The 12,259-nt window shown below is 49.9% G+C and carries 13 protein-coding genes; all 13 read left to right on the top strand.

Annotated elements, in window-relative coordinates; genetic code table 11:
- Positions 1-175 precede the first annotated feature (175 nt).
- The 13 genes from PHF27_RS10730 to PHF27_RS10670 all read left to right on the top strand — a co-directional run bounded on the left by PHF27_RS10730 (position 176) and on the right by PHF27_RS10670 (position 11,820).
- The gene (locus tag PHF27_RS10730) at positions 176-358 is read left to right on the top strand and encodes a 4Fe-4S binding protein (protein WP_018702065.1); all 183 of its coding nucleotides are present in this window, start codon (positions 176-178) and stop codon (positions 356-358) included.
- Between the two features lie 14 nt (positions 359-372).
- On the top strand, positions 373-1,509 hold the full coding sequence (locus PHF27_RS10725) for a 2-oxoacid:acceptor oxidoreductase subunit alpha (protein WP_300069680.1): 1,137 nt from the start codon (positions 373-375) through the stop codon (positions 1,507-1,509).
- 12 nt (positions 1,510-1,521) lie between these two features.
- The gene (locus PHF27_RS10720; protein ID WP_300069677.1) at positions 1,522-2,340 is read left to right on the top strand and encodes a 2-oxoacid:ferredoxin oxidoreductase subunit beta; all 819 of its coding nucleotides are present in this window, start codon (positions 1,522-1,524) and stop codon (positions 2,338-2,340) included.
- Position 2,341: 1 nt separating this feature from the next.
- Positions 2,342-2,875, top strand: a complete 534-nt coding sequence (locus PHF27_RS10715; RefSeq protein WP_300069673.1) for a 2-oxoacid:acceptor oxidoreductase family protein — start codon at positions 2,342-2,344, stop codon at positions 2,873-2,875.
- Positions 2,876-2,952: 77 nt separating this feature from the next.
- Complete coding sequence (locus PHF27_RS10710) at positions 2,953-4,449, top strand: DASS family sodium-coupled anion symporter (RefSeq protein ID WP_300069669.1); 1,497 nt, start codon at positions 2,953-2,955, stop codon at positions 4,447-4,449.
- Positions 4,450-4,624: 175 nt separating this feature from the next.
- Entirely contained in the window at positions 4,625-6,316 is a 1,692-nt protein-coding gene (locus PHF27_RS10705) for a LytS/YhcK type 5TM receptor domain-containing protein (protein WP_300069666.1), read from the top strand.
- Positions 6,306-7,025, top strand: coding sequence for a LytTR family DNA-binding domain-containing protein (locus tag PHF27_RS10700; protein WP_300069663.1), 720 nt, complete (start codon positions 6,306-6,308; stop codon positions 7,023-7,025). Before PHF27_RS10705 ends, PHF27_RS10700 begins: the two co-directional genes overlap by 11 nt.
- 371 nt (positions 7,026-7,396) lie before the next feature.
- Positions 7,397-7,903, top strand: coding sequence for a DUF6803 family protein (locus PHF27_RS10695; protein ID WP_300069661.1), 507 nt, complete (start codon positions 7,397-7,399; stop codon positions 7,901-7,903).
- A gap of 160 nt (positions 7,904-8,063) precedes the next feature.
- Complete coding sequence (locus tag PHF27_RS10690; protein ID WP_300069659.1) at positions 8,064-8,738, top strand: response regulator transcription factor; 675 nt, start codon at positions 8,064-8,066, stop codon at positions 8,736-8,738.
- Positions 8,735-9,799: an ATP-binding protein gene (locus PHF27_RS10685; RefSeq protein ID WP_300069656.1), complete on the top strand. Its 1,065-nt coding sequence runs from the start codon at positions 8,735-8,737 to the stop codon at positions 9,797-9,799. The genes PHF27_RS10690 and PHF27_RS10685 overlap by 4 nt, the downstream gene beginning before the upstream one ends.
- A gap of 86 nt (positions 9,800-9,885) precedes the next feature.
- Entirely contained in the window at positions 9,886-10,140 is a 255-nt protein-coding gene (locus tag PHF27_RS10680; RefSeq protein WP_300069653.1) for an SHOCT domain-containing protein, read from the top strand.
- A gap of 167 nt (positions 10,141-10,307) precedes the next feature.
- Positions 10,308-11,147: a prephenate dehydratase gene (gene pheA, locus PHF27_RS10675; RefSeq protein WP_300069650.1), complete on the top strand. Its 840-nt coding sequence runs from the start codon at positions 10,308-10,310 to the stop codon at positions 11,145-11,147.
- A 76-nt stretch (positions 11,148-11,223) separates the two neighbouring features.
- Positions 11,224-11,820 carry a TetR/AcrR family transcriptional regulator gene (locus PHF27_RS10670; RefSeq protein WP_300069647.1) on the top strand — a complete coding sequence of 199 codons (597 nt, stop codon included), beginning with the start codon at positions 11,224-11,226 and terminating at the stop codon, positions 11,818-11,820.
- The last annotated feature ends 439 nt before the right edge of the window (positions 11,821-12,259 follow it).

Below are 12,259 nucleotides of genomic sequence, written 5' to 3'. Positions count from 1 at the left end.
CATGGCAGTCCATAGTGATTGCCTCCTCGTTGTTGATGGTTGTGTGAGAACTCCATTCTACCATACGAGGAAAAGTCACCATGGACTTTTTTCTTAAGTGTTCAACTTCATTTTACAATCAACCTTTGTTTTTATAAATAGTATATGCAGCAAGCACGTAGAGGAGGTGACGGGAATGGCGATTAAATTGGTTTTAAATCGTTGCAAGGGCTGCGGGATTTGCGTGGAGTTTTGCCCGAAAAAAGTATTGAAGGTCAATGAGCTGAGCAAAGTGGAAGTGGCGGATGAAGCGTCCTGTATTCAGTGCAAGCAATGCGAGGAACGCTGTCCGGATTACGCTATTTTTATTCAAAAATAAAGGAAGTGACGTACGTGCCAAAAGTTATGCTCATGCAAGGCAACCAGGCTTGCGCCGAAGGCGCTATTGCCGCTGGAGTTACCTTTTTTGGAGGTTATCCGATTACGCCTTCTACGGAAGTAGCGGAAATTCTCGCCAAACGCCTGCCACAGGTAGGGGGCAAATTTATTCAGATGGAAGATGAAATCGCCGGTATCGGCGCTGTCATCGGCGCTTCTTTGACCGGGAAAAAAGTAATGACTGCGACCAGCGGCCCCGGTTTTTCTTTAAAACAGGAACTGATTGGCTATGCGACCATTTCGGAAGTACCTTTAGTCATTGTCAATGTGCAGCGGGTAGGTCCCAGCACCGGGCAGCCTACTTCCCCGTCACAAGGTGACGTTATGCAGGCGCGCTGGGGTACTCATGGCGATCATCCGGTTATTGCCCTGACGCCGGCTAGTGTACCGGAATGCTTCTCTTTGACGATTAAAGCCTATGAACTGTCCGAAAAATACCGCACCCCGGTCATTTTGCTGATGGATGAAGTAATCGGTCATATGCGCGAGCGCATTGAGCTGCCGGACAGCTACGATGAAATCCAAAAGCCGCAGCGCAAAGTTCCCGCAAGCAAAACGGAAGGCTTTTTGCCCTATCAAGCTGACGCGGACGGCGTGCCGCCGATGGCGCCATTCGGCAAGGGCTATCACAGCCATGTAACCGGGTTGGTGCATGACGAAAGCGGTTTTCCTAACGGCTCTTCTCAGGCGACGCAAGTACTCATGGATCGTCTGAACGGCAAAGTAGAAAACAATTTAGACGACATTATGATGTACGAAGAGTATTGCTTGGAGGATGCGGACATTGCGGTGGTGGCTTACGGCGGTACCGCCCGCACGGCTTATGCAGCCGTCGATATGGCCCGCGCCCAAGGTATCAAGGCTGGTCTTTTCCGCCCGATTACCATTTGGCCTTTTGCCGAAAAGCAGATACAGGAGCTGGCAGGCAAAGTGAAGCACATCTTGGTAGCGGAAATGAATTGCGGCCAATTGGTCGGCGAAGTAAAAAAAGCGGTGGAAGGAAAAGTTCCGGTGGAGCTCTTGGCCAAATACAATAACGAAGCCATTTTGCCGGACGAAATGCTCCAGGCCATTGCCAACGTGAAATTGTAGGAGGTTCGCTCTATGGAAAAGATAGTGGAAAAATACTTTCGCCCTAAACTGCCTCATATCTGGTGTCCCGGCTGCGGCAACGGCATTGTGACCGGCGCCATTGCCCAGGCTATCGATAAAATGGGTTTGGATCAGGACCGTACGGTTATTGTTTCCGGTATTGGCTGTTCTTCCCGCGCTTCAGGCTATTTGGATTTTGATACCGTTCATTCCGCCCATGGCCGGGCGCTGCCTATTGCCACAGGCATTAAGCTTTCCGAGCCGGATTTAAATGTCATCGTCATTACCGGCGACGGCGACTGCACCGCCATCGGCGGCAACCATTTCATTCATGCGGCGCGGCGCAACATCAATTTGACCGTAGTGCTCTTTAACAACAATATTTACGGCATGACCGGCGGGCAGTATTCGCCGCTGACGCCTGTAGACAGCAAGGCTTCTACAGCGCCCTATGGCACGATTGAACGCAACTTCGATATTACCGAGCTGGCGAAAGCCGCTGGGGCTACTTTTGTGGCCCGGGCGACTTGCTTTCATAAGCAAGTTTTGGTAGACGCCATTGCCAAAGGTATTGCCAATGATGGATTCTCGTTGGTAGAAGCCATTACGCAGTGCCCGATTTCGTACGGACGTCAAAATAAGCGTGGCAATGCGCCGCAGATGATGCAATGGCAAAAGGAGCATGCCGTGCCGGTAGCGGCGGCGGCAAAAATGACGCCGGAACAGCTGGAAGGCAAGTTTACTATTGGCGTGCTGCATGAAAGCAAAGCGCCCGAATATACCCGAGAATACGACAAGGTAATCGCCAAAGCGCAGAAAGGGGGCAAATAAGATGTTGGAATTGCGTCTTTCCGGTTCCGGCGGCCAGGGCCTCATTTTAGGCGGCATTATTCTGGCGGAAGCGGCTATTTTAGACGGCAAGCTGGCCATTCAGTCGCAGTCGTACGGCCCGGAAGCCCGCGGCGGCTCCAGTAAGTCCGAAGTGCTCATTTCCAATAAGCCCATTCATTTTCCCAAAGTGACCAAGCCAAACTTAGTGTTGGCCATGACGCAAGCGGCTCTTGATAAGTATGCCACTGATTTGCCGGACGACGGCATTTTAATAACCGACTCCATGCTGGTGCAGCAGGTTCCTGAGCGTCTCAGCCGCGTCTACGAGCTGCCTATTACGGCTACGGCGAAGGAGGAGCTGGGCCGGGATCTATTCGCCAACATTGTGGCTTTGGGAGCGATTGTGGAGCTGACGGATGTGGTGACTAAAGAATCTTTGGTCAAAGCCGTGCTGTCCCGCGTACCGGCGGGAACGGAAGAGGTCAATCAAAAGGCTTTATCCTTGGGAGCGGCGCTGATTTCGGCAAAAAAATAAGGACATAGTCTCAATTCACACTCCTTGAGAAAATGATATAATTTGTTTCAATGTTTTTAAGGAAAAGGTGGAAGTTTATGTCGAAAACAACACAAAGCGGTTCCGCTGAGAGCAAATGCCAGAAGCAGTATTTGTTTCTGGCAGCGGCTGTTATTATCTTGGGAATCATCCTGGCGCTGCCGACGCCCGCGGGCTTGCCTACGGCAGGGCATCGCATGCTGGGCATTCTGGTTTTTTCCGTTATTATTTGGATGTCCGAAGCGGTTTCGTATCCGACCAGCGCCGCCATTATCTTGTCTTTAATGGCTTTTCTTTTGGGTACAGCTCCTGATGCGGCAAGTCCCGCCAAGCTTTTGGGGACTTCCAAAGGCTTGACCATGGCCCTGGGGGGCTTTAGCAATACGGCGCTGGCCTTGGTCGGCGGCGCGTTGTTCCTAGCGGCGGCCATGACCAAAACCGGTTTGGATCGGCGCATTGCCTTGGTGATTTTGTCGAAAATCGGCGCCCGCACCAATCGAGTGCTGGCAGGCGTTATTTTTGTCGGCTTTTTCCTCAGCTTTTTTGTTCCCAGCACGACAGCGCGCGTATCCTGTATGGTACCCATTGTTATGGGGATTATTCTAGCCTTCGGCGTGGAGAAAAAAAGCCGTTTTGCAGGTATGCTGATGATCGCCATTGCCCAGGCGGACAGCATTTGGAATGTGGGCATTAAGACGGCGGCTGCGCAGAATATGATCGCTCTGGGCTTTATTGAAAAGCAGCTGGGCGTTTATATCAGCTGGCTGGACTGGTTTATTGCCGCCGCTCCGTTTGCCATTATTATGTCGATAGTCCTCTATTACATTTTGCTGAAAATGATGCCGCCGGAAACCCGCGAAATCGAAGGCGGTAAAGAAACCATCGCCAGAGAATTGGCGCAATTAGGCCCGATGAAGGCAGAGGAGAAAAAACTGTTCGCTATTTCCATTGTGCTTCTTTGCTTCTGGGCTACGGAAAAAATACTCCATAATTTTGATACCTCGTCGACGACCATTACGGCTATTTCCTTGATGCTGCTGCCTGGCATCGGCATTATGAACTGGAAAGAAGCGCAGAGCAAGATTCCCTGGGGCACGCTGCTGCTCTTCGGCGTGGGCATCAGCTTAGGTTCGGCCATTCTGTCAACCAAAGCGGCTGCATGGCTGGCTAAAATGATCGTAGGCTGGTTTGGCCTGCAAATGATGCCGGCATTGATCGTCTTTGCGGTATTGGCTGCGTTTTTGATTATTATTCATCTTGGTTTTGCCAGTGCGACCGCTTTGGCGGCTGCGATGATTCCGATTATTATTTCCATTCTGCAGGGCATGCCGCCCGAAGCAGGGGTCAATGTCGTAGGCATGACCATGCTGCTGCAGTATGTCATCAGCTTCGGCTTTATTTTGCCGGTCAATGCGCCGCAGAATATGGTAGCCTACGCGACGGAAACCTTTGAAGTTAAAGATTTTATTCGCACCGGCGTACCATTGTGCATTATCGCTTATGTGCTGACACTGGTGCTGGCTTCCACCTACTGGAAGTGGCTTGGACTTGTGTAAGGAAGTTTGACTGATTCCCCGATGCCGGGTAAGACGAGTAGGTCTTTTTCGGCGTGCAATATATTTTTTTGTTGTGGACGCCGCCTTTTGGAAGAGGTTGGCGTCTCTTTTTTATACTTTCTGTTCTTGATTCATTCGTGATACACTGAAGAAAATGACACAAAGGGAGATTAGTATGGATCTCGAATTGCTGCTGCAGTTAAGTTTAAATATGTCTTTTGTGGCGTTAGCGGCGTATTTGATGGGGCGAAACCGCTATATCATTCAGTGCGCTACACAGCCTTATCGGTTAAAGCATTGGCTGATTTTGAGCGTGGCTTTTTCTATCTTATCGGCTATTGGTACGTATACGGGAATTCCTGTTCATGACGCCTTGGCCAATACCCGCATGGTGGGCGTGATTATGAGCGGCTTTATGGGCGGGCCGCTGGTAGGGCTGGCTACAGGAGCCGCCAGCGCCATTCATCGCTATTCGATCGGCGGCTTTACGGCGGAAATTTGTGCGTTAGCCAGCCTTTTGGTAGGTCTGATGGCAGGCTTGGTTCGGCGTAAAGTGGGTTTTGCGAGACTAGATTGGAAAACAGGCGCTGCGGTAGCCTTGGCAGGCGAGTTTATCCAAAAAAGCCTGGTTATGCTGCTAGCGCAGCCCTATGAGAAAGCGCTTGCTATGGAAAAGGCCATTGCTTTGCCAACGACGATCGTAAGTGTCGTGGGCACCATTATTTTTATTGTCATTTTGAAGAACATTCGCGAAGAACAATCTCTTTATGGAGCTAAGGCGGCGGAGCAGGCTCTTGATATTGCCACACAGGCGCTGCCGTATGCCCGCCAAGGCTTGAATGAGGATTCGGCGGGGATGATTGCCGGTATTATTCACGATATCACGAACATGGACGCGGTGGCGGTCACTGATAGGGAAAAGATCATTGCCTTTATCGGCGCTGGCGCGGATCATCATACCGCCGGGCAAGCCATTGCCGGTCAGGCTACTAGGGAGGCCCTGCAGAACGGTCAGGTGGTTGTGCACAAGAATGAGGGCATCCGGGAGTGCCCGCAGCTGTCGTGTCCGCTGCGGTCCAGCGTGATTGCGCCGTTAATGGCGCATGGCAAGGCCATAGGCACGATTAAGCTTTTCAGGTCTCATGAGGATGGAATTTCACCTTTTGACATTCGCATTGCCAGCGGCGTCGCGCATCTTTTGTCGGTGCAACTGGAGTTGGCGGAGATGGATCAGCAGGTTTTGATGCGGGAGAAGGCGGAACTGAAGGCGCTGCAGGCGCAGATTAATCCGCATTTCTTGTTTAATACTTTGTCGATTATCATGTCCTTTTGCCGTACCGATCCGGATACGGCGCGGCAGCTTTTATCGCATTTATCTACGCTCTTAAAACGCAGCTTTCAGCAGCGCCAGGATGTGGTTACCTTGGGCGATGAGCTGGAGGGAATTCATGCGTACTTGGAAATTGCTAAATGTCGTTTTGGCAGCCGCTTGCGCGTACAGATACACGCGGCGGAAGAGGTGAAGCAGGTTTTGGTGCCGGTCTTGTCGGTGCAGCCCTTGGTGGAGAACGCGGTGCAGCACGGACTTTTTCCGAAGACAGACGCGTGTGAATTAGAGATTCTGGCTTTTTATGAAAAAGAGCAAGTAATCATTCGAGTTTGCGATAATGGTATTGGCATGCAGGAAGAAACGCTGCAAAAATTGAAAGACTTTCGCAGCGACGGTATTGGCTTGAAAAATGTCAACGGCCGCTTGGTAAGTCTTTTTGGAGAAGAAGCGGGTCTGCAGGTGCAAAGCCAGGAAGGGCAGGGAACGCAAGTGGAGCTTCGAATTCCCTGGAAAGGAACGGTACAGCATGCGGTATAAGGTGGTTATTGTCGATGATGAAGCGCCCATTTGCGATGAAATTGAGTATTTGTTGAAACAGTATGTTGATATCGAAATTTGCGCTAAATTTTCCCGTGCAGCCGACGCTTTGGCGTATTTAGTGGAGCATTCCATCGATATTTTGTTTCTCGATATTCAAATGCCGGGCCTTAGCGGTTTGGAGCTGGCGCAGAAACTCAAGCAACTGTCGCGGCCGCCGCTGATCGTTTTTGTAACGGCTTTTACTGAGCACGCGTTAGAGGCGTTTGCTACCTCGGCAGTGGGCTACTTGACCAAGCCGATCGAAGAAGATCGCTTAGCAGAGGTCTTGCGCAAAATTCGTTCCTTTTCTTTGCACGGCAGCGGCGAAGCGCAGCCGGCATTGTGCCGGATTTGCGTGTTGGAAAAAGGCAATATTGTGCCCCTGGACCCTAAAGATATTGTATTTGTGCAGGTAAATGAAAAAGATGTTTTTGTGCACACGGCGGAGAACAAGCAGTTGTGTCCGTTGAGTCTGAAAGAAGTGGAGGAACTGCTGGAGGAGCAGTCTTTCCTGCGGGTGCACCGCCAGTATTTGGTCAATTTAGCGGAAATTCGCGAGATCGTTCCTTGGTTTCATGGCTCGTTCCTTTTGCGCATGAAAAATGGGCACGAAGTGCCTGTCAGCCGGAATAAGGCTAAAGCGCTGAAGCAGGCGTTTGGGTTCTAAGAGAACTGCTACTGTATGTACGCTTCACACCAAAACGGCTCTTTTTTCATCAGACTTTGTCAGAAAGCCTCGGCAGAGCGCCGCTATGCCTGCGTTTTCTTTCGCGCCCGATAAAAAAACTTCTCATTTTGGCGGAGCGTTCATTACAGTAGCAGTTCTCTGGGGACAAATAAGAAGAATAGAAAATGTGAGGATTACGTTTTAAACAGAGGCGTATTTTGAAATGTTTCTCTCTGTTTTCCTCTGTTACTCTGCTTACTCTGAGTTTCGTTCTATCTTCGTTTTTTGCGCATACTTTCTTCATCAGTTCTTCACAATTGTTGGCTATCCTTAAAACAAGGAACAACAAAAGAACTGAGGAGGAATTTCAAATGAGCATGACCCATTATATGGAGCTGCTGGCGGCCAGCCAGCCTTGGAACTTGATTATTTACATGGTGATTCCGGTGGCGTTAGCCGAAGCTTTGGTAGCCATGGAGTTTGTGCTGCTCTTTAGGCAGCGCTACGAAGGAACATTGCGCCAGGTTCATAAAGTGGCGGGAATTGTATTAGGAGTGTATTTTGCAGGAATTATGGTCCAATTAGGAACGCAGGTGCTGCCGAACTTGGTGTGGAGAGGGCCAGCTGACGTTTTAGCCGTAGGTTCCTATTTGTTGGCCGGGGTGCCGCTGGTTGCTATTGCTTTATTAGAATTGGGAATTTGGGGCGGGCAGGCGTCGGCGAGGGAAAAAATGAAGTACCATTTTCTGCTGCTGACCGCATTTCTGATCATCACTCATGTGGCCATGGTCTTCGGCATGGTGGACCCGACCATTATGGGCTGGCAGCCGCAGATGGACGGCGGCATGATGCAGCATGGACAGCATCATGGGCAATAAAGACTGATTTTACGCAGAATAAGAGGGCAGAGGAAACGAAGAGAAATAAAGGCTCTCTTTGTTTTCTCTGTTTTTCGAATTTCAAAACCTTCTGTCCAACCCTCCCTTTACTCCTTCTACTCTTGTTAAATATGCTATTTTGGAAAGGAGAGCGAATACATTGCGGGTATTGCTGGTAGACGACGACCAAAAGCTCCTGGAGCTGCTAAGCGCCTATTTTTTAAAGAACGGCTTTGCTGTTTTGGAAGCAACGAACGGTCCGGATGCGTTGGAGCTGGCGCAGCGAGAAGCGCCGGATCTGATTGTATTGGATTTAATGCTGCCCGGTCTTGATGGTTGGGAGGTATGCCGGCGTCTGCGCAAAACCAGTGATGTGCCTATTTTAATGCTGACAGCCCGGGACGAAGAAGCGGATCGTTTGATTGGCTTGGAGCTGGGGGCGGATGACTATGTGACGAAACCGTTCAGCCCCCGGGAAGTAGTAGCTCGGGCTAAGGCTATTTTGCGGCGCAGCCGCCGGGAGATGCCGGCGGAAAATGAACTGCGTCAAGGACCCTTGGTGATGTTGATGGAACAGCATCGAGTCTTGCTGCATGGCAAAGAATTGGAACTGACGCCGACAGAGTACAAACTGCTGGAAACTCTCGCAGCCAAACCTGGGCGGGTTTTTTCCAGACTCCAGTTGGTGGAACAAGTGCAAGGCTATGCTTTTGAAGGATATGAGCGTACCGTAGACGCTCATATCAAGAATTTGCGGCGTAAGTTGGGCGAAGAGCAGCAGCTGGTGCAGACTGTATATGGCGTAGGCTATAAATGGAGCAGTGAAGCGGAATGAATAGTATCCAATACCGGATTGCCGGCTTGGTGTTTTTGTCTATTACCATAACGGTGGTAGTTTTGGTTCTTTTGGCGAATTACCAAATGATGCTGCATTTTGAAACATACTTGTTTATGCAGGGGATGCATGGCGGCGGGCAGGAGGAAGCGTATCTCAACAATATCCATGATTCGCTGTTTGGGGTAGGTGCTGTCATGGTCTTTTTCGGTTTGGTGTTTAGTTTTTTTCTGGCCAGAGGCATTACTGAACCGTTGCGGCGCTTGGGAAAAGCCGCCGAAGGCATTGCTGACGGGCGCTATGGGGAAACGGTGCCTGTAGAGCAAAAAGATGAAGTAGGACAGTTGGCAGAAACATTTAATCATATGTCCTTGTCCTTGAAGGAAGCCATTCAAATGCGGAAGCGGTTTTTGGCCGACGCCGCTCATGAACTGCGCACGCCTTTAGCGGTCATTCAAGGTAATTTGGAAGGCATGCTGGACGGTATTGTGCCGGCAGATGAAAAAACCTTATCTTCTTTGCGGGAAGAGGCGCTGCATTTGAACCGCTTGATTCAGGACTTGCGGGAGCTATCTTTAGCGGAAACCGGGCAGCTTCCTTTGGTAAAAGAAGAGGTGAAGCTTCACGTGCTTGCGGCCCGAGCGGCAGGCATGCTGCAGCCTCTAGCTGAGGAAAAGCAGGTGGTCTTGCAGGCTGAAGCAGCAGAAGTGCCGTCAGTGCGTTTGGATAGACAACGCATGAACCAGATTATTTATAATTTACTTACCAATGCGCTGCGTCATACGCCTCCTGGCGGACGGGTGACGGTGGCTGTGCGACAAGAAAAAAGCGAGGTGCTTTTGGCAGTCAGCGATACGGGAGAAGGCATGGCGGCGGAGCATCTTCCTTATATTTTTGAGCATTTTTACCGGGTGGACGCGTCTAGAGATCGACGCAGCGGCGGTTCCGGCATCGGCTTGGCTATTGTGCGCCGCTTGGCGGAAGCCCAGGGAGGTAAAGTGACGGTGCAAAGCCGCTTGGGTGAAGGCAGCTGCTTTGAAGTGCGATTTAAGAACGGTTAAAGTGCGAAAGATGTCACAATTTCTTCATTGTTTCTTCATACTCTTTCGCTATACTGAAGATGAAGAAAAGAAAGGAGGTGCTTCGTATGTGGATGCATGGATTTAGCGGAGGACCTTTGGGATATGTGGGCATGGGTATTGGCATGCTGATGCATGTGCTGGTCCTGGCGGTGCTGGTACTGTTTGCAGTGTGGCTGTTCCGCTCGCTGAAGGGCGGCTCGGTTACTAAGCAGGAGGAAGCGCCGACCAACGCGCTGGAAGTGCTCAAGCTTCGCTTGGCCAAGGGCGAAATTACGCTGGAAGAGTACCGTGAACGAAAAGACGAATTAGAAAAGTCATAGCAGCTGTAAGTGTATAATTGGTCCGCGTCACAAGGCGCGGACCTTCTTTTATTGTGGACAATGTCATAAGAACAACAAATTATTAACAAAACGTATATTGTGTTACTGTAAAATATCAGCTATACTATGTTCTAACATGAACATAACAAAGAAAGGAAGGCAGAAGGATGACGCAGAAGCGATGCATGGCATATTTGGGACCGGAAGGAACCTATAGTGAGGAAGTAGCCCGATTTTTAGCAAAAGACGAATGGCGGTTACAAGGATTTCCAAGCATCGAAGACGCCATGTGGGCGGTGGCCCAAGGTGAAGCGGATTGCTGTGTCGTTCCTTTTGAAAACTCCTGGGAAGGTTCGGTCAATGTGACCTTGGATTTGCTGGTGCATGAGCTGGATCTTTTTATTCAGCAGGATGTGCGCTGGCCAATTCGTCATGATTTATGGGTAGCCCAGTCTTGTGAGAAGCCAAACAGCATTTTGTCGCATCCTCAGGCCTTGGCGCAGTGCAGGGCTTTTTTAGGACGACGGTATCCTCAAGCGGCTAGAATTCCTGTGGTCAGCACCGCAGAAGCGGCGCGGCGCGTTGCTTCCGGTGACGGTGATGCGGCCATTGGCAGTTCCCTATTGGGTGAATTGTATGGTTTGAAGCTGCTCGAGCGAGGTATTCAGGATGATGAAGGAAATTGTACGCGTTTTGTGCTTCTGGTGAAGGAACCGGTTTCCTGCAGGGGCGAATCTGTGCAGACTTCTTTGATTTGTCGTATTGACGGCGAAAAACCAGGCAGGTTATACGAGCTTTTAGCAGAATTTGCTAAAAGAGAAGTCAACTTAACACGCATTGAGTCTCGCCCGGCGCGAACAAAAATGGGAGAGTACGTTTTCTTAATGGACGTTGACGGCGATGCGGCGCAGCCGAAAATTGCCGAGGCCATTAAGGCGGTGCAAGGTCGTTGTGTGTGGATGAAGAACTTGGGTTCCTACTCAGTGCATTATGAGGCAAACCAATAAAGAAGCTACATAAGTGGATGTGTGTTGTCGCGGAGGCAGGCCGTGATGAATAGGGAATGAAAGGGGCTAAGGGTATATGCGAGGAATGGATACGAAAGATCGGATTATGTATGTGGCGATGGATCTGATTTCCGCCAAAGGATTTCGGGCTGTAACCATCAAGGAAGTGGCCGCAGGCGCTGGCGTTAGCGAGATGACGGTGTTTCGCAAGTTTACCAGTAAAAAGAATATGCTGATGGAGGCTTTTGACCGTTTTTCGGTTTCCTTTCCGTTTCAGGAAGTTTTTCATGACCAACTGACAGGAAATCCGGATATTGATTTGATGAATATCTGCAAGGCGCATTATAAACACTTGGAGCATAATCGTCGTCTGATGAATATCTTTTTAAAAGAAGACAACAATATTCCCGAGCTGCGGGCTAAAATCCGCCAATTTCCTGTGGAAATGAAAAAGCACCTGATTGCCTATTTTGAGCAAATGCAGAAGGACGGGAAGCTTCCCAAGGATAATGCAGAGCTGCAGTATAACAGCTTTTCCACCGTCGCGGTAGGGCAATTCTGGTGGCGCATGTTTATCAATGACAACCCGGCGGAGCAGGTTCTGGACAGCGACGTCAATACGGTTCTGGAATACTCTGTGCGCGCCTTTTTGCACGGCCTGAAAGCCCAGTAAGAGATAAGAAGAAAGCCGGTTTTACAGCGAGAATCCTCTCGCTGTAGAACCGGCTTTTTTTGTGAAGAGATTGGCTACGTTTTACGCAGAGTAACAGAGGTAACAGAGAAAGGCCAGAGAAATAAGTTTTATATTTTCTTTCTGGTTTCCTCTGCTTACTCTGTTCCTCTGTGTTACGTACGCTCTGCTTCTGTTCAATCTCCTTACTAAGGCTCGTATTTGCAAGCCAAGACAGGTATAATAGAGAAAAGACAGTGATAGCAGGAGGAACTACAATGAATTTTAAGATAGGCATTCTGGGGCTGGCTTTTCTGCTTCTAACAGGCGCGTCGGCGTCAGCGGCGCCGGGAGCGCCGGAAATGATGCAAGAGATGCAAGTCGACTTAAATCAAGACGGCGTAAAGGAGACTGTTACGGTTTTAGGCTCTTCTGTATATGA

It is taken from the genome of Anaeromusa sp. (genome assembly GCF_028691475.1).
Classification (GTDB): Bacteria; Bacillota; Negativicutes; order Anaeromusales; family Anaeromusaceae; genus Anaeromusa.
The sequence above is the reverse complement of the archived record's forward strand: the minus strand, read 5'-3'. Positions and strand labels throughout refer to the sequence as shown.